Below are 26,083 nucleotides of genomic sequence, written 5' to 3'. Positions count from 1 at the left end.
AAAAAAGGTATTATTAAATTAATCCAAAGGTTTGGAACAAATAATGATGGAATTGGATTGGTTTTGTTTTCTAAGTTTTTTATCTTTAATTTTGATTAGAAGCTTTGAATTTATCGAAAGGTCTTCATAATTGAGAATTATGGACTGTGCACTAATATAAACTTAGGAGGGAACAAATGAAAAGCATTAAGTATAATAACTTGATACAGTACTTAAAAGAATTAGAAAGTGTTGTCGTGGCCTTTTCAGGGGGAGTAGATAGTACATTTTTATTAAAAGCATGTGAAGAAGCTTTAGGCAGGAATGCAGTTGCAGTAACAATAGTATCACCATTTATTCCAAAGTGGGAAATTACAGAAGCAAAAGAATTAATTGAGGATATGGATACAAAGCACGAATTTATAGAAGTTTCATTAGATCAAGCTATAAAATTCAATCCAGAAGATAGATGTTATTTATGCAAAAAAGGTATCTTTTCAACTATAAAGAATTATGCTAAAGAAAATGGATTAAAGTATGTTTTAGATGGAACCAATTTAGATGATACAAAAGACTACAGACCTGGCATAAAAGCATTGAGAGAATTACAAATAAAAAGTCCATTGTTAGAAAATGAACTCACTAAATCAGAAATAAGAGAATTATCAAAAGAATTAAATCTTCCAACTTGGGACAAACCTGCATATGCATGCCTTTTATCTAGGCTTACTTATGGTAGTGAAATAAAGGATGAAGAGCTAATAAGAATTGAAAAATCAGAAGTATATATGATGACTTTAGGATTTAGAGAGGTAAGAGTTCGATCCCATGGTGATTTAGCAAGAATAGAAGTAAATAGAAATAAGAGAAAGAGTCTCTTTGATGAAGTTCTTTTCGATAAAATATCTAGTAAGTTAAAGGAATTTGGTTTTAAGTATGTCACCTTGGATTTGCAAGGGTATAGGGTAGGCAGCCTAAACGAAACTATAAATGATTTAGATAAAAAATAGAGGAGGCTAACATTATGAATTCAGATGATTTGAAAAATTTACTGCAAAAAGTTAAAGGTGGAGAAGTAAATATTGATGAGGCAATGAACAAGCTTGAGGATCTCCCATTTAAAGATTTGGGATTTGTAAAAATTGATAATCATAGAGAAATAAGAGTAGGCTATCCTGAGGTTATTTATTGTGAAGGTAAAACTGTTGACCAAGTCAAAAAAATAGTAGAGTTTATGCTGACGAAAAACACAAATATTTTAGGAACCCGTGCAAGTAAAGAGATGTACGATGCCGTAAAGGAAGTGTGTCCAGAGGCAATTTATAATAAGTTTTCGAGAACAATTGTGGTTAAGAAGAGAGAGATTGAGAAAAGGGACACATATATTGCAGTTATAACAGCTGGAACTTCTGATTTGCCAGTTGCTGAAGAAGCAGCCGTAACAGCTGAAATTCTAGGAAATAAGGTTGTAACCATCTCAGATGTTGGAGTAGCTGGAATCCATAGATTATTTGATAAGTTGGAAATAATAAGAGGCGCTAAAGTTGTAATTGTGGCTGCTGGTATGGAAGGTGCTCTTGCCAGTGTGCTCGGTGGTTTGGTTGATAAACCTGTTATAGCAATTCCAACTAGTATCGGATATGGAGCTAATTTTGGAGGATTGTCCGCATTGTTAGCTATGCTAAATAGTTGTGCAAGTGGTGTTAGTGTTGTAAATATTGATAATGGATTCGGCGCAGGATATTTGGCAAGTATGATAAATAATATTTAGCTTTCGGTTTACCGAAAGGTGTCAATAACTTATAACTTACCACTTAAAACTAGAAGATTGACATCTCATAATTAGCTGTGGTATAATTGCACAAAGAAATCCAAACGATTGGAAATGTAATTGGAAGATTGGAGAAATATTAATGACAGTTACTTTAAAGGAAATAGCACAAAAGGCTAATGTATCAGTTTCAACTGTTTCTAGAGTTATTAATAATGATACAAAGAAGCCTGCCAGCAAAGAAACGCAAGATAAAATATGGAAAATAGTTAGAGAGCTTGGATATGTTCCTAACCAAAATGCTAGAAATTTAATTAAAGGTAAGGAAGAAGAGGTTAGTTTACCTACCAAAGCAATAGGATGTATCTTTACTTCTACTCAAGATACTTATAATGATCCTTTCTACTCACAAATAGCTAGAGGTATTCAAGAGGAAGTATCAAAGAGAGGATATGTACTAGGATATTCATTTTCATCTTGTGATATGTCATTCTCAGCTCTTTATAATAATTTAACTTCAAATCCAGTGGATGGAGCAGTGATTTTAGGTCGTTTCAATGAAGATGTACTTAAATTTCTAAAGCAAAATATAAAAAATATTGTGTACGCAGGAGTTAACTATGTAGATGCAGGTTTTGATGAAATTATTTGTGATGGATACAAAGGTGCACAAGAAGCTGTAGAGTATTTGGTAAGTTTAGGTCATGAAAATATTGGATTCATAGGATCACTTCCTTCAGAAGAAGATGTTGTTAATGAACATAGGTATGAGGGTTATAAAACTGCTTTGAAAAAAAGAAACTTAGAATTTAATGAAAAAAATATTATTGGGGTAGAACTTTCAACAACAGCTGGCTACAATGGTATGAAAGGGTATTTAGAAAATACTGCATCAGAAAAATTACCAACAGCTTTCTACTGTGCGAATGATGTTGTTGCTATAGGTGCTATGAAAGCTTTAAATGAAAAGGGCATCAAAATTCCAGATGACATATCTGTTATTGGACTAGATGACATAGAAATGTCTGCTTTTGTTACACCATCATTGACAACAATAAAGGTTCCAAAAGAAGAACTTGGTAAGTTTGCAGTAAAAATATTAATTGATAAAATTGAAAATGGACATGATTTTCCCGTACGAGTAAATGTACCTTTTGAGTTGATAGAAAGGGATAGCTGTAAGTTTATAAAATCATAGTTGAAGTAGTTTATCTATTAAGATAAAAATTCATAAACATAAAAGCAAAAATTTCATTTTTGCTTAAAGTTTTAACTTGTATCCAAACGATTGGGGCAATGTTTGTGAAAGCTTCTAATTAAATCAAAAGATTTTCTGTAAGAAAATCATCCATTACTGAGAACTGTTAACTGTCAACCGTAAACTGATAAATAAAGCTACTAAGTAGTTTATCTATACCTATATTAATTTGAAAGGATGAGATTATGCATATTCCTGATGGTTTTTTAGATATTAAATCATGTGTAGGTGCTGGAATATTAAGTGTGGGATCTATAAGTTTTGTTGTTAAAGAATTGAAAAAGAATATAAGTGATAAAGATATTCCACAAATGGGAGTTGTAAGTGCTTTTATCTTTGCAGCTCAAATGATAAATTTCCCTATTGCCTTTGGAACATCAGGGCATTTACTGGGTGCAGCTTTAGCAACAATACTACTAGGACCTTTAAAAGCAATTATTGTCTTAACAGGGGTAGTAGGTGTTCAAGCATTCTTTTTTCAAGATGGAGGTATTATGGCTATTGGGGCAAACCTTTTAAATATAGCTATTTTACCTGTGGTAATAGTTTATTTAGCTCAAAGATTCCTTAGTAAAATTGATGGTTTTGAAAAGAGTAAAATATTTATTGTTTCTTGGATATCGGTAGTTATATCAGCTGTAATTATTTCTTTAGAATTGCAAATATCAGGTACTTATGAATTGGGAAAAGTTTTAACTTTGATGTTTTTTTGGCACTGTATTATTGGCATTGGAGAAGGTATTATTACATGTTTATCATATAGCTTTATCAATAACCTATTAGAAAGAAGGAATTTAAATGGTGTTGAGAGTTAAAAAAAACGTAGTCAGTATATTTGTTGCTGCACTGCTCATAGCAGCTATTTTATCTCCTTTTGCATCAGCAAAACCAGATGGATTAGAAAGGGTAGCAGAAGATCTCATGTTTATTGAGTTGGTTAAAAATAATATGTTTGAGATTATGCCAGATTATGCTATTAAAAGTTTTGATAATCCATATTTATCAACAGCTTTGGCAGGTGTTATAGGAGTTATTATAACTGCTTCAATTGTTGTATTGTTTACGTCATTGCTAAAAAAATCGAATGGTTCAGCAAATGATTAAGAAATATAGAGATGAATTAAAAGTTTATTTTTATTTATTATGTATAGTTTTTTCAGTTACACTTAGTAATCCAAGAATATTGATGATTGTTTTGGTGTTGTTATTTATTAATATGGCAATAGTAAAGGTTCCAGTAAAGTACTTTATTGGCAGAATAAAATATGCATTAGTTTTTGGAGGAGGAGTACTATTAATACCATTACCTTTTACTAAAGGATGGCTATATACAGGAATAATAGCTATAAAATTTTTAATTTCAATAATTTCATGCATAACAATGATTTATAGTGTAAAGATTAATAAATTTTTCAATGCTCTTAGAATAATAAAAGTATCAAACATAATCTTAAGTGTAATAGAATTCAATATTAGGTACATTAAAGTGCTAAAAGTAGAGGCAAGTAGAATGTATATGGCAAGAATATCTAGGGCATATAAAAAGAAGAGATTTTTAAACTTTAAGGATTTAAAGGATATATCTCAAATGGTAGCTATATTATTTGTAAGATCATATGAAAGAAGCAATCGAATATATACAGCTATGAAGTCAAGAGGATACGAAATGAAGTTTGATAAGCCAAGAGTTGAAGGAGAAATTCGAATTGAGCAGAGCAGTGGAGATAAAGAATTTAGCATTTCAATACGATGATGGAACACCAGCCTTAAAAGATGTTTCTTTAGCTATTGATAAAAATAAAAAAATTGCAATACTGGGCTCAAATGGAGCGGGTAAATCAACATTATTACTACATTTAAATGGTGTATATTTACCCCAAAAGGGGTTTGTATTAATTGAGGATATGGAAATCAATAGAAAAACTATGAGGTATGTAAGGCAAAAAGTTGGATTAGTGTTTCAAGATCCAGATGACCAGATATTTTCATCTACTGTATATGAGGATTTAGCATTTGGCCTTAATAATATGGGATTACCAGAAGAAGAAATTGAAAGGCGTATAAATTATATAGCTGATATTTTTCAAATAAAAGAAGTTTTAAATAAAAATACATTCCATTTAAGCTATGGACAAAAAAAGAAAGTAGCTATAGCAGGTATGTTAGTTATGGAACCTGATGTAATTGTCCTAGATGAACCTATTGCTTTTCTTGATCCAGCCACAACGAAAAAAATATGTGAAATTTTAGATGAATTACATTCAAAAGGTCATACTATCATTATTACCACCCATAATATTGATTTCGCTGTAGAATGGGCAGATGAGTTAGTCATAATGAATAAAGGTGAAGTTTTAAAACAAGGTAATAAAAGAATTCTTTTAGATAAGGATTTGGTGAAAAAAGCTAACATAGATTTGACTACTGTGACAAAAGTATTTCAAAAAACAGGATTATTTAATTTTAATGAATTACCAGTAAATCAGAAAGATGCGGTAAATCAAATAATATGGAATGAATATTTAAGTATAGATGAAAATTAATACATATATTTAATAAAAAATGAGGAGGAAATAATTATGGAATTACAATTTGAATATGGTCAAGGCTTTATGGGGGCAACTTTACCGGATAATACAGATGTATTTATCCCAGGAGAAACAGTTGCTGACCCAGAAATTATACCAGAAGATAAACTTGTAGAAGTAACAAGAAAATCAATTTTAAATCCAATTGGAGTTAAACCAATATCAGAGCAGGTATCAAAGGGATCAAAGGTAACTATTATATTCCCTGATAGAGTTAAAGGTGGTTTCCAAGAAACTTCTCACAGAAAAATATCTATTCCTATAATAATTGAAGAATGTTTGAAAGCTGGGGTAGAAAAGAAGGATATAAAATTAATATGTAGTAACGGATTACACAGAAAAAATACAAAAGAAGAAATTAAAAGTATTTTAGGAGAAAAAGTTTTTAATGAGTTCTGGTATACTAATCAAATAATTAATCATGATAGTGAAGATTGGGACAACCTTGTTGATTTAGGGTATAATGAAAATTATGACCATGTTATTATGAACAAAGATGTTTATGAATCTGATTTGGCAGTATTGATTGGACATACACTTGGAAACCCTTATGGTGGATATTCAGGAGGCTATAAGCATAGTGCTACAGGTATTACACATTGGAAATGTATTGCAGCACATCACGTTCCACATGTTATGCATAGAAAAGACTTTACTCCAGTAACGAAAACAAGTTTAATGCGTCAAAAATTCGATCAAATTAGTAAATACATGGAAGAAAAAATGGGGAATAAATTCTTTACATGTGATGCAGTATTAGACACGAAGCAGAGACAAATTGCAGTTTTTACAGGATGTGCAGAGGTCATTCAACCTATATCTTGGGAAGTAGCAGATAAGAGAACTTTTATTCCTTGGGCTGAGAAAAAATATGATGTTATGGTATTTGGAATGCCTCAAAACTTCCACTATGGAAATGGTCATGGAACAAACCCACTATTAATGTTGCAAGCAATCTCAGCTAATATTATAAGACATAAGAGAATTATGAATGATAATTGCGTTGTTATTTGTTCATCAATTTGTAATGGATATTTCCATGATGAAGAATTCCCTTCATACAGAGAAATATATGAATTATTCCAAAAGGATTATAATTATACTTTACCAGATGTAGAGAAATACGGTGAGCAATTATCAATGAACAAAGAATATATAGATAAGTATAGATATGGATATGGTTATCACCCATACCATGGGTTCTCAATGATATCTTGTGGACATATAGCAGAAAAGCATTGTTCAGCAATATATATAGTTGGTGCGTACGAACCAGGATTTGCTAGAGGAATGGGAATGAAAACACGTGCAACTTTTGAAGATGCATTGAAAGATGCAAGAAAATATGTAGGAGACAATCCTAATATTTTAGCATTGCCAAGAACTTTTAGAACTGCTGGAGTACACTTAATGATGAGGGATGAAAGAATATAACATAAATTTAAAATTATTAAATGATAAATAATTAAATAAAAACACTAGAAATCTATATCCATAGATTTTTAGTGTTTTTTTATTTAGGATTTTAGGATATTATGAAAGATTGTAGAAAAGAGAAAGTAGTAAAATATTAACTTACATAAATCGATAAGTGATTTATTTCATAGGTTATAGTGCATTTTGTTGGTACAAGAGAACATAAAACTACATACAATAACAGTAGGTGCATTGTATAGATAAACTATTTTGTGAATTGATAATTGTGAACTGTGCATTGATTAAACTATACTTTAAAAAGTGAGTGTGATTATATGAAAGTTGTAATTTTATGTGGAGGGAAAGGTCTTCGAATGAGAGGGGCTAATAACAACCTTCCTAAACCTATGGCATTAGTTAAGGACAAGCCAATATTATGGCATATTATGAAGTGCTATAGTAAATTTGGATATAATGATTTTATACTCCCTTTAGGTTATGGAGGAGATAAGATCAAAAAATATTTTATAGATTATAAATGGAAAAATTCCAATTTCATAAAAGACTATGAAAAAGACAAAATTGATTATTATGGAGATATAGATATTAAAAAATGGAAGATTACTTTTATTGATACAGGTTTAGACACAATGACAGGTGGAAGAATCAAAAAAGTTGAAGAGTTTATTGATGAAGATACTTTTATGTTAACTTATGGAGACGGATTGTCTGATATAAATATAGATAATCTTTATAATTATCATAAGAAAAAGGGAAAAATTGCTACGTTAACGGCTGTTGAAAGAAAAAGTCAATATGGAATTTTAAATATCAAAAAAGGTTTAGCAACATCTTTTGGTGAAAAGACTTCAATAGATGGGTATATTAATGGGGGATTTTTTATTCTAAACAAAGAAATTTTTAGATATCTGGATGGTGATAAGTGCATATTTGAAGAAGAACCTTTAAGAACTTTAGTAAAGGAAAAAGAGCTTGCTGTATATAAACATAAAGGATATTGGCATGCTATAGATACACCTAAAGATTTACAAGTAGCAAATCAGGAGTGGAATAAATAAATTTAGTTTTAGAAAGGGGAGATTATGAATGGATAAAAATGAATTAATCGATCATATAAATGATTTGTTAAAATCCATTCAAAATGGAAATTTAAGAGAGTGTATTAAATTAATCTATTTATTAAATTTAAATACTAAAGCTAAATTATTCTTTTTAAATAATCTTTATATAATTTTGAAGGCAGAATTATATAAAGAAATTGAAAAGCAAAAAACAATTTATAATAATACACAATATACACTTGAAGATAATAATAAATATTTTTATATAGAGGAAGAAGAAGAAATAGAAGTAAAAGAAAAAAATATATATCCGTATGAAAGAAAGCATAATAATGGAGCTACTGAATATTATCCTATAAATAAAAATGATAAAAAAACCTATAATTTTTGTACACTTGCAGGCTATAAGTATTTGATAAAAGTTTTAACTTTTTATAGAGGGTTATCAAAAAATTCTAATAATTTCAAGCTTTGGATTTGTTGCATGGATGATAGGGTATATAATGCTTTGAATAAGCTTAATCTAAAGAACTTATTTTTATTTAAATTGGAAAGTTTAGAAACTGAGGAATTGAAAAATGTTAGAATGGATAGAACAGAGAGTGAATATTGTTGGACATTAAAAGGTTCTTTGATAGAGTATATTATGAATGAATATCACGTAGATTCAATATTATATTGTGATTCAGATTTGTATTTTTATTCAAATCCAGCAGTGATTTTTGAGGAGTGGGGAGAAGATTCAATCTTTTTATGTCCTCAAAGAGATGTTCCAGCAGTAGAAAAAGATTATGGAACTTATCAAGCAGGTTTAGTAGGATTTAAGAATGATACAAATGGTAGGGAAGCATTGGAATGGTGGAAAAGAAAATGTATTGAGTGGTGTTATTATAGAGTAGACGAGCCTAATGAAAGATGGGCAGATCAAAAATATTTAGATAAAATCCCTACTATGTTTAAAGGAGTAAAAATATCAAATAATTTAGGATTGAATGCAGCACCATGGAATATAATCTATAATAATAATTTTAGAATATCAGTAAAAGGTAAACAAGTTTATATTAATAATGATAAATTGGTAGCTTTTCATTTTGCTTTATTTACAATTTTTGATAAAGATCGATATGATTTATGGAATATATGGACAATAAATATAAGTTCAATAGTTAAAAACCATATATATTCACAATATATTAGGGATTTACGACAATCAATTGATATATTAACTTCTAATATAAGTGGAGTAGAGGAATATATCTATTCAAGTGATAATTCAAATGAAGCAAAGAATTTTTATATGTGCAATAATCTTAGAAAAAAAATTGACAAATATGATGAGTTTTATACTTTTTGTGCGATTACTTCGAAAGAATATTTAATAAAAGCCATTACTTTATATAGATCAATTAAAGATAAAATAAATAATTTCCAATTATTTATTCTTTGTGTGGATAATACTGCTTATGATATTTTGAAAAAACTAAAATTAGTAAATGTTACTTTAATAAGGCATTTATCAGTAGAAAAAGAATTCCAAGAATTGAATGAAATAAAAAGCCACAGGTCACTTAAAGAATATTGCTGGACATTAAAAGCTCCATTAATAAAATATGTAATGGACAAGTATGGAATTCAATCAGTTGTATATTTAGACTCAGATTTATATTTCTTTGATGAGCCTAGTAAAATATTTGAATCATGGAAAGATTATTCAATCTTGATGTGTGATCAAAGAGCTAAGGGTGAATTACAAAGAACACACGGATATTACCAAGCAGGACTTGTTGGATTTAGAAGAGACAATTATGGAATACCATGTTTGAATTGGTGGAAGGATAGATGTTTAGAATGGTGTTACGATAATGTTGATGAGGGTAATGAAAGATGGGGAGATCAGAAATATCTAGATAAAATTCCATTTGAATTTAAATCTATAAAGGTTGTTAGAGATTTAGGAGTCAATGCAGCGCCATGGAATATAGTTGAGAATAATAAATTTAAAATAGATAAGAAAGCTGATGGCATTTATATTAATAATAATAAATTGATAGTATATCATTTTGGAAGTCTATTAATATTTGAGGATGAAGAATTTGATTTGTGGAAATTATACCCAAATGATTTCGAAGAAGAAGTAGTAAATAATATATATATACCGTATTTAAAAGAATTAATAAATACAATGGATTATCTTGTGAATAATGGAGTAAATGTTTATGAACTAATATCAGATAAAAAGAATCCTCAAAATTTATATCAATTATCTTTTGGGTGGTAATAAAATGGAAAATAAAAAAATAAATCTAATTGGTAAAAAAGCTCTTGTAACAGGAGCAGCTGGGTTTATTGGGTCTCATCTTGTACGAAGGCTTTTGGAAGAAGGGGCCCAGGTAGCTGTAATTGTAAGAAAAAGTACAAAACTATGGAAACTGAATGATATAAAAAATCATATAAGTATTTGTTATGGGGATATACAGGATAAAGATAGTCTGGAAAAAATAATTTCTTCATATAAACCTGAATATGTGTTTCATCTTGCGGCATATGGAGTGAATTCACAAAATAAAGATTATTACAAGGCGATAAGAACTAATATAGTTGGCTCTGTTAATATTATGGAGTTGTTGAGTAAAACAGGTAGTGAGAAAATTATAAACATTGGAAGTAGTTCAGAATATGGATTAATAAATGGACCTCAAACTGAAGATGGTGTGTTGAATCCATTGAATATTTATGGCAGCACAAAAGCAGCAGCAACTATAATTATGCATCAAATTGCAAGAACTAATGATCAAAATATTGTAACTATTAGACCTTTTGGGTTATTTGGTGAGCGGGAAGAACAACACAAAATATTTTCTTTTATAATTACTTCGATATTAAAAGGGCAAGAAGTAAAATTAACTTCATGTCAACAATTTAGAGATTATATATATGTTGAAAATTTAGTAGATGCGATGATATTAGCCTGTAAGAGTGGGATTAAAAATGAGATTTTTAATATAGGTAGCGGTAAGGTAGAAAAATTAGAGTATTATGTAAACAAAATTTTTGAATTAACTAAAAGTGATTTAAAACCTAAATACGGATATTATACTCAGAGGGAGGGCGATATGTGGTGCCCTTGTCCTAATGTTGATAAGATAAAAACTCTTCTTCAGTGGGATATCAAAATTTCTTTTGAAAAAGGTTTAAATAAAACAATTAATTGGTTTGAAAAAAATTTAGAGTATTATTAATGGATCTATTGAACTAAAGTTTATTTCAGAGGTGATAAATTTGGATTTTAATTTACTAAATTTATATAAAAATAAAAATGTATTAGTTACAGGGCATACAGGATTTAAAGGATCATGGTTAAGTATTTGGCTTTTAAATCTAGGTGCTAATGTTATAGGGTATTCACTTGATCCCAAGACAAAGTATGATAATTTTGTTTTATCTAATTTGAAGGATAAAATTGTAGATATTAGAGGCGATATAAGAAATCTAGATAAGTTAAAAAAAGTATTTGATAGATATAAACCAGAGATCGTATTTCATTTAGCTGCACAACCGCTAGTAATGCATTCTTATGCTAAGCCTAAATACACTTATGATGTAAATGTAATGGGTGCAGTTAATATTTTAGAATGTATAAGACATTGTGAAGAAACGAAGATAGGGATTGTAATAACTAGTGATAAATGTTATAGAAATGATGAATGGATTTGGGGATATAGAGAAAATGATGCACTTGGCGGGTATGATCCATATAGTTGTAGTAAAAGTTGCGTAGAACTGTTAGTTTCTTCTTATCAGAATTCGTTTTTTAATCCACAAAAATATGAGAAACATGGTAAGCTAATTGCTTCTGTTAGAGCTGGAAATGTTATAGGAGGGGGAGATTGGTCAGAAAATCGAATAATTCCTGATTGCATAAAAGCGCTACAAGAAAAGAAAAATATTTCTATTAGGAGCCCATATTCAGTAAGACCATGGCAGCATGTCTTAGAACCTTTAAGTGGATATTTACTAGTTGGAGCTAAGTTTATGAAAGAGGGTATTAAGTATTCTGGAGCATGGAATTTTGGTCCAGAATATAGAAATATAGTTACTGTTCTAGATTTGGCAAATAAGATGGTTGACAAGTGGGGCGGAGGAAATTATGTTATTAATAATAATAAAATACAGTTGCATGAAGCAAAATTATTAAGTTTGGATATAAATAAAGCAAAGTATTATTTGAAGTGGTATCCTCGTTGGAATATAGATATAACAGTAGAAAAAATAGTAGAATGGTATAAAAATTATCTAAATAAAAATGTTTTTGATATGTGCGAAAACCAAATTGTAGAATATTGTAGCTAAGGGTCGGCTTATGAGTTACTTCTATTTTTCAATCAAAAATATGTGATATTCAAGCATTTTTGTTTGAAATTAGTGGATGTCGTTCATAAACGATTCCTAAATAGAAGTGCGGATAAATCCCCGCACTTTTAAATTGTTTTAGTACAATAAAATATAAATTATGCAATTATATGAATAATTATAAATAAGAAGTGTTTTTTTTTTGATAATTGTGATAATATATGATTATATTTTCAAAAAGGGGGGCAATTTTTATGAAATTATTTGGTACATCAAAAGTAGTAAATAATGAACTCAATATTGGAGAGGTTGATGCTACAAAACTTATAGAAAAATATGGATCACCTCTCTATGTAATGGATGAAGCATTGATAAGAGATAATTGTAGGAGATATATAAATGCATTTGCTAAGGATAAAAATAAAGTGGCGTATGCTGGTAAGGCTTTTAATACATTATCTATGTGTAGATTAGTTAAGGAAGAAGGGCTTTGTTTAGATGTAGTATCAGGGGGCGAACTATTTACAGCTTATAAAAGCGAATTTCCATTAGAAAATATTTATTTCCATGGAAATAATAAGACTTTGGAAGAAATAAGTATGGGCATAGAACTTGGAGTTGGAAGATTTGTTATAGACAATTTTTATGAAATTGATAAAATCAATGAAATTGCAAAAACAATGGGTAAAATTCAAAAGATTATGTTAAGAATTACTCCAGGTATAGAAGCACATACTCATGAATATATAAAAACCGGACAAGAAGATTCAAAATTTGGATTTACTTTGTTAGAAGATCAAGCTTTTAAAGCAGTTGAAAAATGCATTTCTCTATCTAATGTAGAATTAGCAGGATTTCACTGTCATATAGGTTCTCAAATTTTTGATGTTGAACCATTTGTTGATGAAGTTAAAATAATGATAAATATTATGAAAGATGTGCAAAATAAATATGGAATTACATTAAAAGAATTAGATTTAGGTGGAGGATTTGGTATTTATTATACTGAAGAAGATGAACCGAAGGAACCAGAAGTATTCTGCGAAGCTATTCTTCAAACTGCTGAAGAAGTATGTAAAGAAATTGGTTTTGATATGCCAGTATTAATTATAGAGCCGGGAAGAAGCATAGTAGCAAATGCTGGTACAACATTGTACACAGTAGGTTCTATAAAAGATGTTCCAGGTATTAGGAGATATGTTGCAGTTGATGGAGGAATGGGAGATAATATTAGACCAGCTCTTTATCAGGCAAAATACGAATGTACAATTGCTAATAAAATGGATGAAGATTCAGGACAAAAAGTAACAATAGCAGGAAAATGCTGTGAGTCTGGTGATATATTAATAAATGATATAGAAATAGGGAATGTTGAAAGTGGAGATATTTTAGCAATGTCTACTACTGGAGCTTATGGCTTCTCGATGGCTAATAATTATAATAAAATCCCTAGACCATCAGTTGTTATGGTTAAGGATGGAGAAGTAAAAATCGCTTATAAAAGAGAAACTTATGAAGATTTAATAAGAAACGAAGTATAAAAGAGATGCGAAATTAATTTCGCATCTCTTTTATTTTATAACAAAATTCTATTTGAGTAATTTCTCGATTTTTTGGGAATAATACTTTAGGTAAACTCAAGCTATGTATTAATAAAGGAGTGACATTAAATGTATTTTTTACTAGCAGCAATTTTAGTTACACTAATAGCGGGCATTACATACTTGTATTATTCCAGCAAGAATAAAAACGAGGAGAATATATTAGATGATATACCATCTATAGATGTTAAAAATGAAGATTTAGAGAAGCATGCCCTAGAAATTTCAAAAGAGTATTCAGAAACTAAAATAACAAATTCAAGAAGGAAAATTATTAAAAGTCTTGATAGAAGTTATAAAAAAATTCTCGAAGGATATGAATTCATCGACAGAGATGTTAGAAATAAAAGAGAAGTTGTTTCTGCAGGGGAATGGTTACTTGATAATTTATATTTAATTGAAAAAGAATATAAACATATTAAACAGAGTATGCCTGAAGATTACTATAATAATTTGCCGGTAATAGATAAAGGAATAATGAAAGGATATCCAAGAATTTATCACATAGCTGTAGAAATGGTTTCGCATACTGATGGGAAAATTGAAGAAAATACAATATTAAGATTTATAGAAGCTTATCAGAATAATACTATACTAAGTAGTGGAGAACTGTGGGCATTACCTATAATGCTTAGAATTGCATTGATTCAAAATATTAGCAAGATTACTGAAAAAATCATTCTAGCACAAAAAGAAAAAAGAAAAGCAGATATTATTGCAGATAATTTAATAAACTCAATTGAAGAAGGAAATTTAAAGGATGAAATTGATAAACTTTCTTCAAAAGAGTTAATTTTTTCGACTCATTTTTGTGAGAGATTATTGAAGGTGCTTAGGGATAATGGAATAGATAATCAAGAAGTATATACTTGGATAGATGAAAAGCTTGAGTTACAAGAAACAAATTCTGAAAAAATGATAAATTTAGAACACCAGAAACAAGCAAATTATCAACTATCAATGGGAAATTGTGTTCATTCAGTAAGACAGGTAGAAGGATTAAATTGGAGAGATGGCTTTGAAGAATTAAGCTATGTTGAAAAAATTCTGAGAACAGACCCAAGTGATATTTATTCAAAAATGGATTTTGAATCAAGGGATTATTATCGACATAATGTTGAAAGAATGTCAAAGAAAATAAATAAACCAGAGTCTTTTGTTGCAAAAAAAGCTATTGATTGTGCTGAAGAATGTGATGTTAATGAAGCATATAGTTATAAAAAGCATGTTGGATATTATCTGGTAGATGATGGTGTTGGAAAATTAAAAGAAAAAATTGGTAAAAATTCAAATAAAATAAAAGCAGATGAGGATTTTAATAAGAAAAATAAAGTTCAATTATATGTTGGTATAATTATCGTTGGAACTTTAATAATAATGAGTTTCTTCCTCTATATAAGTTACATAAATGATATTAACAGAGCACTATGGAGATATATTGTTGCAGCATTAGCATTGTTAATACCATGCAGTGAAATTGTTACATCAATTTTGAATTGGAGTATAAATCATTTATCAGTTCCAGATTTTATTCCCAAAATGGAATTAAAAGACGGAATTGAGGAAAAAGATAAAACAATAGTTGTTATTCCTACTATTGTTAATACACCAGAAAGAGTTGAAGAATTGATCTCAGATATGGAGGTTTATTATTTAGCTAATTCTGAAAAAAATTTATATTTTGCTTTACTTGCAGATTTTAAAGATAGCAATAAAAAGGAAGAAAAAAATGATAGTAAATTAATAAAAACTGCACTGGAGGCAGTAAAAAATTTAAATAAAAAATATAGTAATTCTGGAAATGAAATATTTTATTTTTTAAGTAGATATAGAAAATATAATGAAAGTGAAGAAAAATGGTTAGCTTGGGAAAGAAAAAGAGGTAAATTAATTGAATTTAATAGGCTAATAAGAGGAGCAAAAGATACAAGTTATGATATTGTTAGTGGAAATATTCATAATTTGATTAATGCAAAGTATGTTATAACTCTTGACTCGGATACTCAGTTACCAAGAGATACAGCTAAAAAAATGATTGGTGCAATGAGTCATATTTTGAATGTTCCTCATATTGACAAAGGTCAAAAAAGAGTGACAAGAGGATATGGGTTGATGCAACCCAAAATAAGTATAAGTACTGTAAGTGCAAATAAGACTATGTTTTCGACTATTTTTTCAGGAGAAACAGGTATTGATACTTATACCACAGCTGTTTCAGATGCATATCAGGATTTATTTAAAGAAGGTATCTTTACGGGTAAAGGGATATATGAGGTGGATACTTTTAATTATATGTTGGAAAGAGAAATTCCGGAAAATTCAGTATTAAGCCATGATTTATTAGAAGGCTCCTATGTAAGAGCTGCTTTAGTTACTGATTTGGAATTAATTGATGGATATCCAGCTACGTATAATTCAAGTGCAAAAAGGCTACATAGGTGGGTTAGAGGGGATTGGCAGCTGATTCCATGGCTTAAAAATAAACAGTCATTAAATAGATTATCTATATGGAAAATTTTTGATAACTTAAGACGTAGTTTATTAGCACCATCTATAATGCTATTGTTTGCATTATCTTTCAATGTTTTGCCTGATGGCACTGATAAATGGATAATTGCTGCTGTTGTAGCATTAGTGATACCATTACTTTTCGATGTAACAGAGGTAATAGTATCTCCTATGAGAGGAATGAATTTAACCGGAAAATTAGAGAATTGGAAAAGTGTTATAGAACAAATATTTCTGATATTCTGTTTTTTGCCACATAAAGCTTACTTGATGATTGATGCTATTGTAAGAACAATCTATAGAACTAAGGTGAGCAAGAAACATCTTTTAGAATGGCAAACAGCTGCTGATGCTGATATTGAATCAAAGGATGATATTGGTTTTTATGTAAAATTAATGTGGCCGGGTAGTTTAATAGCATTGATTATTGGGATGTTGGCATTTATGCAATCTATTAACAGTGGATTATTTATGTTGCCTTCAAGTATTATTTGGTTTGTAAGTCCTTATGTTGCTTACTATATTAGTAAGGATATCGAAAAAACTCATTATGTACTTAATGAGAATCAAAAGGAACTTTTAAAAATACTTGCAAGAGAAACTTGGGCATATTTCGAAGATTTTGTTGATGATGACAATAATTGGTTAGCTCCAGATAATTATCAACAGGACCCAAGTAATGGTGTTGCTCATAGGACATCGCCTACAAATATGGGAATGGGTATAATATCTAATGTTGTTGCCCACGATTTGGGATATGTAGGTATAATAGAATGTGTTGACCGTATAGATAAATGTATTATAAGTATGGAAACTTTAAAGAGATATAAAGGACATTTTTATAATTGGTACAATACAAAATCAAAAGAAATTCTAAGACCAGAATATATTTCAACAGTTGATAGTGGTAACTTAGTAGGATACTTGTGGGTGACTTCAACTGCATTGGATGAATATTTGAGTAGACCAATTATAGATAAAAATTTTGCCAGTGGGCTAAAAGATACAATTTTACTTGCTAATAAAGAATTAGAAGATAAGTTAGGAATAAAAAATTATTATCAGAGTGTTTTAGTTGATGTAGATAATTTAGATGCTGATATTTTAAATTATAAAAGAATACTTCTTGATTTATGGGATAAATGTATAAAAGTTTCCAATGATAATAAAAAGAAAGATGAATTATATTGGAATGAAAAAGTTAAAAATACATTAACAGTCTTTTTGGTTGAGATGCAAAAACTTTTTCCTTGGGCAGATTTATTAATTGAACGATCAAATAAGCTAAAAGAAGTTTCTGAGAAATTAAAAGATGTATCATCTTCAGTGAGCTTAATTGAATTGAATGCGGAATTAGATAAAATAACTAAAGATATAAACAGGGTTAATTTCAAAAATAAAGATGATAAATATTTGGCTAAAGAATTATTAAGTTCATTAAAGAGTAGTAAGATAGAAATTAATAAATTAGTTATTAAAATTGAGAATTTAAAAAGTAGAATAAATAATATGGCTACAGCCACTGATTTTAGAATTTTATATGATGAAAAAAGGCAACTTTTTTCTATAGGATATGATATTGAAAAAGATTCAATTGGTAAAAGTTATTATGATTTGTTAGCTTCTGAAGCGCGTCAAGCTAGTTTTATAGCTATAGCTAAAGGAGATGTAGATCAAAAACATTGGTTTAAACTAGGTCGTGCAATGGCAGTTATGGGTAGAAGCAAAGGACTAGTTTCATGGAGTGGTACAATGTTTGAATATTTAATGCCACTATTAATAATGAAAACTTATCCAAAGACCCTACTTCATGAAACATATAGATCTATTGTTGATGGTCAAAAGAGATATTGCAAAAATAGAAGAGTTCCTTGGGGAATATCAGAATCTGCCTTCAGGAGTTTTGATGTAGGATTAAATTATCAGTATAAAGCATTTGGTATACCGGGAATAGGGTTAAAAAGAGGATTGGTTAATGAACTGGTAATTTCACCGTATTCAACTGTGATGGCATTACAGGTTGATCAGCAGGCGGCAATGAGTAATATTCAAAGATTGATATCCGAAGGATTGTCAGGAAGATATGGGCTATACGAAGCAATAGATTACACAAAGGATAGAATGCCTAAAGGTAAAAAGAAAGCTGTTGTTAAATGCTTTATGGTACACCACTTGGGCATGAGTTTACTTTCGTTGGATAATGTACTAAATCAAAACATTTTGCAAAAAAGATTCCATTCTGTACCAGAAGTTAAAGCTACTGAATTATTACTACAAGAAAAAGTGCCAAAGAGAATAGTTTATGAAAGGGAACAAAAATTTGAAGCATCTGATGCAATTGCAGAAAAGCAAAATGTTATTGTTAGAAGATTTTCTACTGGAGTAACTGATATACCAGAAACTCAACTTTTATCTAATGGTTCTTATTCATTGATGATGACTAATAGCGGGAGTGGGTACAGTAAATTAAATGATATGACGGTATATAGATGGCATGAAGATGTCACTATGGATAATACAGGAATGTATTTTTATATAAAAGATGTTAATTCTAATGAATTTTTCTCAGCCACTTATGAGCCTACTAAAAAGATAGGTGAAAAATATGATGTTATTTTTTCTCTAGATAAAGCGGAATTCAGAAGAGTTGATAGAGAGTTAAATACTAAAACTGAAATTGCTGTTTCTAATGAAGACAATGTTGAGGTAAGAAAAATCACAATTACAAATCATGGAAATGAAGATAAAATCATTGAGATAACCAGTTACTGTGAAGTGACTTTAGCACCTTTTAATTCAGATATAGTGCATCCAGCTTTTAGTAACTTATTTATAAGAACAGAGTATGATGCAGAGAATAGTTGTATTATTGCTAACCGTAGGCCTAGAGAACATAAGTCTAAGAAACCATGGGCTATGCAGAGTGTGGTTGTAGACGGAAATTCTATTGGTCAAATTCAATACGAAACGAGTAGAGCGAACTTTATTGGAAGAGGAAGAAATCTATATAGTCCTACAGCTATGGAAGGGGATACACCACTTACTAATACCGTTGGGGCTGTATTGGATCCAATTATTAGTATAAGAAGACGAATTAAAATTGCTGCAGGAGAATCCTGTAAAGTTTCTTATTCTACTGGTGTAGCAGAATCTAGAGATGGAATTAAAGACTTAGCAAGAAAATATAGAGAGGTTACTAATATAGATAGGGTATTTGAACTTGCGTGGACTCAAAGTCAAGTTGAAATGAATTATTTAGGCATTAAGTATCCTCAAGCGAATTTATATCAAGCAATGGCTTCTAGAATTTTATTTATGAATAAATCTCTTCAGAAGAGAAGTGATCTAATTAAAAATGTAAAGAGAAGTCAACCGTCACTGTGGCAGTATGGAATTTCTGGTGATGTTCCAATTGTAACAGTGGTAATTAAAGAAGAAAAAGATAAAGATTTAGTACGGCAGATGCTTAATGCTCATGAATTTTGGAGTATTAAAGGATTAAAAGTAGATTTAGTGTTTTTAAATCTACAAAACACTGCTTATTTTCAACCGCTTCAAGATAGTTTGAGAGATTTAATAGGCACAAGTCATGCTAGAGATAAATTGAATAAGTCAGGTGGAGTTTTCTTAAGAAGTAAATCAACCATGGATAAAGAAGATATAGACTTAATAATGGCAATATCAAGGTTAGTAATAGAAAATGATAAAGGTTTTGTATTTACCCAAATTAAAAATGATGAAAAAGAAAAACTTAGGAGAGCAAAACTGGAACCTGTGAAAGCTACTTGTCATACAAGTGGATATAAGTTTGAAGTAAATAAACTAAAATATTTCAATCAATTTGGAGGATTTGATTTACAAAATAATCAATATGTTATTAGATTAAAGAATGGTATTAATACACCAGCTCCATGGATAAATGTAGTAGCTAATGGGCAATTTGGGTTCCATGTTTCTGAAACTGGTTCAGCTTATACATGGTGTAGAAATAGTAGGGAAAATAAGCTTACTGCTTGGTCAAATGATTGGATTAAAGATATACCATCAGAGGCAGCATTTATAAGAGACGAAGAGATGGGCGTTTATTGGAGTATTACTCCTAAACCTGTTAGAGACAATGGTGAATATATTGTTGAACATGGATATGGGTATTCGAACTTTAAACATGAAGCTTATGGAATCATAGGTGAAATGAAAATGTTTGTTCCAAGAGATGATAAGGTGAAGATATGTTTGGTAAAACTTAAGAATAATACTTCTGAAAAACGAAAATTATCGTTAAGCTACTATGCTCAAGTTGTTATGGGTGTTGTTCCACAACATACAAATATTCATGTGGCAACTACGCTGAATAAAGAAAAAAAATATATTTATGCACAAAATCCATATAGCGCTAATTTCGGTAATTTACTAGCCTATCTAACTATCAAAGGTGGAGAAAATGAGAGTTTTACAGGTGATAGGACAGAGTTTATTGGTAGAAATGAATCTTTAGAATCACCAGAGTTTATGAAATACACAAGATTATCTGATAACTCAGGTGGAGGATTAGATCCATGTATGGTTGAAAATACAAAGTTCTCTCTTAATCCTAATGAAGAAAAAACATTAATCGTTATGTTAGGAGCAGAAGAAAAAGTAGAAGATATTGAAAAAGCTATTGGAAAATACAGCAGTATTAATAACATAAATGCTGAAATAGAAAATGTAAAACAAAATTGGGATGAATTATTAAAGACAATTCAAGTTAAAACACCTGATACTACAATGGATATTATGCTTAATGGTTGGTTCTTATATCAAACAATAGCATGTAGATTATGGTCAAGAACTGCATTCTATCAATCTGGAGGAGCATTTGGATTTAGAGATCAACTTCAAGATGTTATGTCTCTTAGCTATATAAAACCAGAAGTTACAAGAGCACAGATTATTTATGCTGCTTCTAGACAATATACAGATGGAGATGTTCAGCATTGGTGGCATCCAGTAGTTGAAAGCGGAATAAGAACAAGATTCTCTGATGATTTATTATGGCTACCTTATGTAACTATTGATTATATCAAGAATACAGGTGATTACTCTGTTTTGGATGAAATGGCTGGATACATGGAAGATGAGCCATTAAAAGAAGATGAAGATGAAAGATATACAATTTCAAGAGTATCAAATCAGACAGGATCAATATATGAACACTGTGTTAAAGCTATCGAAAGAGCTTTGAAATTTGGGGAGCATAACATTCCATTGATGGGTTGTGGTGACTGGAATGATGGAATGAATACTATAGGTAACAAAGGTAAGGGAGAAAGTGTTTGGGTAGGATGGTTCCTTTACACTATTTTAGATGACTTTAAAGACATCTCAAAAGAAAAGAATGATGATGTAAGATCTCAAAGGTATGCTGAAATGCAAGAGTTTATTAAAGAAAACCTTGAAAAGTATGCTTGGGATGGTAGCTGGTACAGAAGAGCATATTTTGATGATGGTACACCTCTTGGTTCTATAGAAAATGAAGAATGTCAAATAGACTCTCTTTCTCAATCATGGTCTGTTATATCTAATGCAGCCAAGGAAGAAAGAGCAAAAGAAGCAATGCATGCTTTAGAAAAATATCTTGTTAAGTATGATAAAGGAATGGTTTTATTATTGACACCTGCTTTTGATAAAACTAAATTAGAACCAGGATATATAAAAGGATATGTACCTGGAGTTAGAGAAAATGGAGGACAATATACTCATGCAGCTACATGGGTAGTCATGGCATTAACTAAACTAAGAGACGGAGATAAGGCATGGAAAATCTATAATATGATAAATCCAATCAACCATACAAGATCGTACTATGAATGTGAGAGATACAAAGTTGAACCATATGTTATGGCAGCAGATGTATATGAAAGAGAACCTCATACAGGTCGAGGAGGATGGACTTGGTACACTGGGGCAGCAGGTTGGATGTATAGAGTAGGTATTGATGGAATTCTTGGACTAAAACTACAGGGTGATAAAGGTTTTATTGTAGATCCTGTTGTTCCGGAAGATTGGGAAGGATTCCAAATAACTTATAAACATAAAGGGGCTACTTATATAATAGATGCGAAAAAAGGTCAGCAGAGTAAAATTTCAATTGATGGGAAGGAACTTGAGGATTCTTTGATTCCGTACGGAGAAAGTGGAGAACATCATGTTGAAGTTGTTTATAAAAATGTAAAAGCTAGAATTGAAGAAATGTGTAAATAAAAAAGTCGACATAATGTCGGCTTTTTTTATAAATTGCGAAGAAATACGCTTCTCAATTTATATAGTTGTAAGGTATAAGATTTAAGTTTACGTCAGGTTAGTCTTTAGTTATAATAGCTATAAAGAATAGTTGTATGTTAAAAATAAGTGGCAAAATGAAAGTGAGTTATAACTACAATAGATAAATCTACGCAGTAGTTTATCTATTGCCATTGGGAGGATATAAAATATGAAAATAGTAGTTTTGGATGGATATACTCTAAACCCAGGAGATTTAAGCTGGGAAGGTTTGAAAGATTTAGGAGATTTAGTTGTTTATGACCGAACACCTAATAATAAAATTATTGAAAGAATAGGTGATGCTGAAATAATTTTTACAAATAAAACTCCATTAACTAAAGAAATATTTGATAAGATACCAAACATAAAATTCGTTGGAGTGTTAGCAACTGGGTATAATGTAGTAGATATTAATGCTGCCAAGGAAAAGGGTATAGTAGTTACGAATATACCTACCTATGGTACAACAGCGGTAGCACAAATGACTTTTGCGCTTTTATTGGAAATGTGCCATCATGTGCAAGAGCATAGTGAAGCTGTAAAAAAGGGAGCATGGAGTAATTCTATAGATTTCTGTTTTTGGAACTACCCTCTGATAGAGTTATCAGGAAAAACTTTTGGAATTATAGGTTCAGGAAGAATTGGTCAAAATTCAGCTAAAATAGCTCAAGCTCTAGGAATGAAAGTATTAGCCTTTGATAAATTTCAAAATAAAGATTTAGAGAATGATATGTTTAAATATGTTGAATTAGATGAATTACTAGTAAATTCTGACGTAATAAGTTTGCATTGCCCATTGCTTGAAGATACAAAAGGAATCATAAATAAAGAAAATATTTCTAAAATGAAAGATAAGGTTATGATTATAAATACATCAAGAGGACCTTTAATTGTTGAAGAGGACTTAGCAGAGGCACTAAACACAGGTAAGGTTGCAGGTGCAGCTTTGGATGTATTATCAAGAGAACCAGCAGAAATGGATAATCCTTTGATTAGTGCTAAGAACTGTATAATAACTCCTCATATAGCTTGGGCACCTAAAGAATCCAGAAATAGATTAATAAATATTGCTATTGATAATTTAAATGCTTATTTGAATGATAATCCCCAAAATGTAGTAAATTAATAATTTCTTAAAATAAATTCAGTATAATCAAACTAATAAAAGAAAGCTTATTGAAAAGAAAAGCTTTCTTTTATTATGTAAGATTAATTAAAATAATTTGTCTTCTACATCGTCTCCGCAGTTGTAAGTATAATCAAATTCAACATTAGAAATATTATTTGTGACTATAGGATCAGTAACATTATCGGGTAGAAGAGCATAATCATTCTTAGAATGTGATTTAATAATTTGTGGTTGATCCTCAAAAAAATCTCTTACTTTAGGTCCGTAAATTTTTCTATCTGTTTTATTTTTATTAGTCATAAAGTCACTCCTTTTAATTGTAGAGAATTTATAAAGAAACTTAATTTATACTTGAGTTAAAATATCCACGTATAAATATAGTATTCCAAATGCACTAAAAAAAATAAGCTATTAATATGAAAATTTAAAAAAATAAAAGAAAATTGAGGTAGTTATCTGCATATTAATATAAGGTGTTGACAATAATGTTAAATAAATATAATATTATGTTTATAGTGGAGATAAACTACTTTAACTAATAATATATATAAATAAATGATAATCAGTGAAGAGAATAGTAGATTTAAAAACAGACTTCTAGAGAGCTACAGTAGCTGGAATTGTAGCAGTTATGATTAGATTGAATGGATCTTGGAGATTTTTAGTGAATAAACTAAAACGGATGTCCACGTTAATGGATAGGACAGAAATACAATTAACAATTCACAATTGTGCATTGGCAAAACTGTCTGTAATGAGGGAATAAATTCCGAAATTAGGTGGCAACACGTTTGAAAAACGTCCTAAATATTCTATACTGATACGTATAAAATATTTAGGACGTTTTTATGGTGCTATCTGCAGAATTAAATTTAATTTACTTTATAGTGGTCTAAGTAATAATACACGCGCTTAAGCACGTAAAGAAAGGGGTTTTTTACATGGAACAAAAAGAGCAAAGAAAGGTAATATTTAGTGGAATACAGCCTTCAGGACAATTGACTATTGGAAATTATTTAGGAGCCTTAAAAAATTGGGTTAAACTTCAAGATGAGTATGATTGTTTTTATTGTATAGTAGATATGCATGCAATAACTGTAAAACAAGAACCAAAGGATTTAAGACAAAGGACTTTAGAAGTTCTAGCAATTTATATAGCAGCAGGAATTGATCCACAGAAGAACACTATATTTATTCAATCTCATGTGCCACAACATGCTGAAGGTTCATGGTTGCTAAATTGTTCTACTTATATGGGTGAATTAAGTAGGATGACTCAATTTAAAGATAAGTCTCAGAGATACGGACAAAATATTGCAGTTGGATTATTTGATTATCCAGTACTGATGGCTGCAGATATATTGATATATCAAACTGATTTAGTTCCAGTGGGAAGTGATCAAAAGCAACATTTAGAATTGACAAGAGATATAGCAGCTAGATTTAATAATACTTATAGTCCTACATTTAAAGTTCCAGAACCTTATATTGCTAAGGTTGGTGCTAAAATAATGGATCTACAAGAACCTTCTAAAAAAATGTCTAAGTCAGCTGAAAATCCTAATTCCTATATATTAATTATGGATTCCCCAGAAGTTATAAGAAAGAAAATTTCTAGAGCTGTAACAGATAGTATCGGTATTGTAAATTACACTGATGAGCAACCAGGAATTAAAAATCTAATTGATATTATGAGTACAATAAAAGGAATAACACCTGAAGAAATAGTGAAAAACTATGAAGGTTTAGGATATGCTCAGTTTAAGAAAGATGTGGCTGAAGTAATTGTTGATGAACTTCAACCTGTTCAAAACAAAGTAAAAGAATTAGTAGCTGATAAAAAATATCTTGAAAGTGTATATCAAGCAGGTGCAGAAAAAGCATCTTATATAGCTAATAAAACTTTAAGAAAAATGAAAAAGAAAATAGGATTTATACCTAGATAAAAAGCATTAGGGGGTCTGCTCAAAATAAAATGGTACCTATGTCAAGGACAATTTAAAAAGGGTGTTAAGATGCTAAGAGATGATTTCTGTATTGTACAGGAGTCATCTTGTTTAGGTTCCATTGATATCTATAATTATTGTAATATCTTATA

General features: G+C 29.9%; 18 protein-coding genes and 1 other annotated feature. Of the genes, 16 read left to right on the top strand and 2 right to left on the bottom strand.

Going from position 1 to position 26,083, the window contains the following annotated elements; translation table 11 throughout:
- The first annotated feature begins 176 nt into the window (after positions 1-176).
- From larE to ACQ3F0_RS21580, 15 genes are all read left to right on the top strand, one after another.
- A complete protein-coding gene (larE, locus tag ACQ3F0_RS21650) occupies positions 177-989 on the top strand; it encodes an ATP-dependent sacrificial sulfur transferase LarE (RefSeq protein ID WP_428867811.1) in 813 nt (270 codons plus the stop codon).
- A 14-nt stretch (positions 990-1,003) separates the two neighbouring features.
- Positions 1,004-1,750, top strand: a complete 747-nt coding sequence (gene larB, locus ACQ3F0_RS21645; RefSeq protein WP_428867810.1) for a nickel pincer cofactor biosynthesis protein LarB — start codon at positions 1,004-1,006, stop codon at positions 1,748-1,750.
- A gap of 142 nt (positions 1,751-1,892) precedes the next feature.
- Entirely contained in the window at positions 1,893-2,948 is a 1,056-nt protein-coding gene (locus ACQ3F0_RS21640) for a LacI family DNA-binding transcriptional regulator (protein WP_428867809.1), read from the top strand.
- A gap of 245 nt (positions 2,949-3,193) precedes the next feature.
- Complete coding sequence (locus ACQ3F0_RS21635) at positions 3,194-3,823, top strand: energy-coupling factor ABC transporter permease (RefSeq protein WP_428867808.1); 630 nt, start codon at positions 3,194-3,196, stop codon at positions 3,821-3,823.
- Entirely contained in the window at positions 3,807-4,112 is a 306-nt protein-coding gene (locus ACQ3F0_RS21630) for a PDGLE domain-containing protein (RefSeq protein ID WP_428867807.1), read from the top strand. Before ACQ3F0_RS21635 ends, ACQ3F0_RS21630 begins: the two co-directional genes overlap by 17 nt.
- Complete coding sequence (locus ACQ3F0_RS21625; RefSeq protein WP_428867806.1) at positions 4,105-4,761, top strand: energy-coupling factor transporter transmembrane component T family protein; 657 nt, start codon at positions 4,105-4,107, stop codon at positions 4,759-4,761. Before ACQ3F0_RS21630 ends, ACQ3F0_RS21625 begins: the two co-directional genes overlap by 8 nt.
- Positions 4,715-5,551, top strand: a complete 837-nt coding sequence (locus ACQ3F0_RS21620; protein WP_428867805.1) for an ATP-binding cassette domain-containing protein — start codon at positions 4,715-4,717, stop codon at positions 5,549-5,551. The genes ACQ3F0_RS21625 and ACQ3F0_RS21620 overlap by 47 nt, the downstream gene beginning before the upstream one ends.
- A gap of 36 nt (positions 5,552-5,587) precedes the next feature.
- Positions 5,588-7,030: a lactate racemase domain-containing protein gene (locus ACQ3F0_RS21615; protein WP_428867804.1), complete on the top strand. Its 1,443-nt coding sequence runs from the start codon at positions 5,588-5,590 to the stop codon at positions 7,028-7,030.
- Between the two features lie 317 nt (positions 7,031-7,347).
- Positions 7,348-8,091, top strand: coding sequence for a sugar phosphate nucleotidyltransferase (locus ACQ3F0_RS21610; protein ID WP_428867803.1), 744 nt, complete (start codon positions 7,348-7,350; stop codon positions 8,089-8,091).
- A 28-nt stretch (positions 8,092-8,119) separates the two neighbouring features.
- Positions 8,120-10,372: a glycosyl transferase gene (locus tag ACQ3F0_RS21605; RefSeq protein ID WP_428867802.1), complete on the top strand. Its 2,253-nt coding sequence runs from the start codon at positions 8,120-8,122 to the stop codon at positions 10,370-10,372.
- Between the two features lie 4 nt (positions 10,373-10,376).
- Positions 10,377-11,333 (top strand): NAD-dependent epimerase/dehydratase family protein, encoded by a 957-nt coding sequence (locus ACQ3F0_RS21600; RefSeq protein ID WP_428867801.1) that lies wholly within the window; start codon positions 10,377-10,379, stop codon positions 11,331-11,333.
- Positions 11,334-11,364: 31 nt separating this feature from the next.
- Entirely contained in the window at positions 11,365-12,444 is a 1,080-nt protein-coding gene (rfbG, locus tag ACQ3F0_RS21595; RefSeq protein ID WP_428867800.1) for a CDP-glucose 4,6-dehydratase, read from the top strand.
- A gap of 254 nt (positions 12,445-12,698) precedes the next feature.
- Positions 12,699-13,985 carry a diaminopimelate decarboxylase gene (lysA, locus tag ACQ3F0_RS21590; protein WP_428867799.1) on the top strand — a complete coding sequence of 429 codons (1,287 nt, stop codon included), beginning with the start codon at positions 12,699-12,701 and terminating at the stop codon, positions 13,983-13,985.
- 129 nt (positions 13,986-14,114) lie between these two features.
- The gene (locus ACQ3F0_RS21585; protein ID WP_428867798.1) at positions 14,115-22,796 is read left to right on the top strand and encodes a glycoside hydrolase family 94 protein; all 8,682 of its coding nucleotides are present in this window, start codon (positions 14,115-14,117) and stop codon (positions 22,794-22,796) included.
- A 229-nt stretch (positions 22,797-23,025) separates the two neighbouring features.
- Positions 23,026-23,982, top strand: coding sequence for a D-2-hydroxyacid dehydrogenase (locus ACQ3F0_RS21580; protein ID WP_428867797.1), 957 nt, complete (start codon positions 23,026-23,028; stop codon positions 23,980-23,982).
- Positions 23,983-24,069: 87 nt separating this feature from the next.
- On the opposite strand, the gene ACQ3F0_RS21575 is transcribed toward ACQ3F0_RS21580, so the two are convergent.
- A complete protein-coding gene (locus tag ACQ3F0_RS21575; RefSeq protein WP_428867796.1) occupies positions 24,070-24,285 on the bottom strand; it encodes a hypothetical protein in 216 nt (71 codons plus the stop codon).
- A 256-nt stretch (positions 24,286-24,541) separates the two neighbouring features.
- Positions 24,542-24,794: a binding site (T-box leader), on the top strand.
- A gap of 132 nt (positions 24,795-24,926) precedes the next feature.
- Between ACQ3F0_RS21575 and trpS the strand changes: the two genes are divergently transcribed.
- On the top strand, positions 24,927-25,931 hold the full coding sequence (gene trpS, locus ACQ3F0_RS21570) for a tryptophan--tRNA ligase (RefSeq protein ID WP_428867795.1): 1,005 nt from the start codon (positions 24,927-24,929) through the stop codon (positions 25,929-25,931).
- Between the two features lie 64 nt (positions 25,932-25,995).
- Here the strand turns inward: trpS and ACQ3F0_RS21565 are convergent.
- Positions 25,996-26,083 (bottom strand): IS3 family transposase (locus ACQ3F0_RS21565; protein WP_428867605.1); only part of this gene is annotated, 88 nt, incomplete at its 5' end.

It is taken from the genome of Clostridium sediminicola (assembly GCF_050402865.1).
GTDB lineage: Bacteria > Bacillota > Clostridia > Clostridiales > Clostridiaceae > Clostridium_AF > Clostridium_AF sediminicola.
This window is presented reverse-complemented; position numbering and strand designations above follow the sequence as displayed.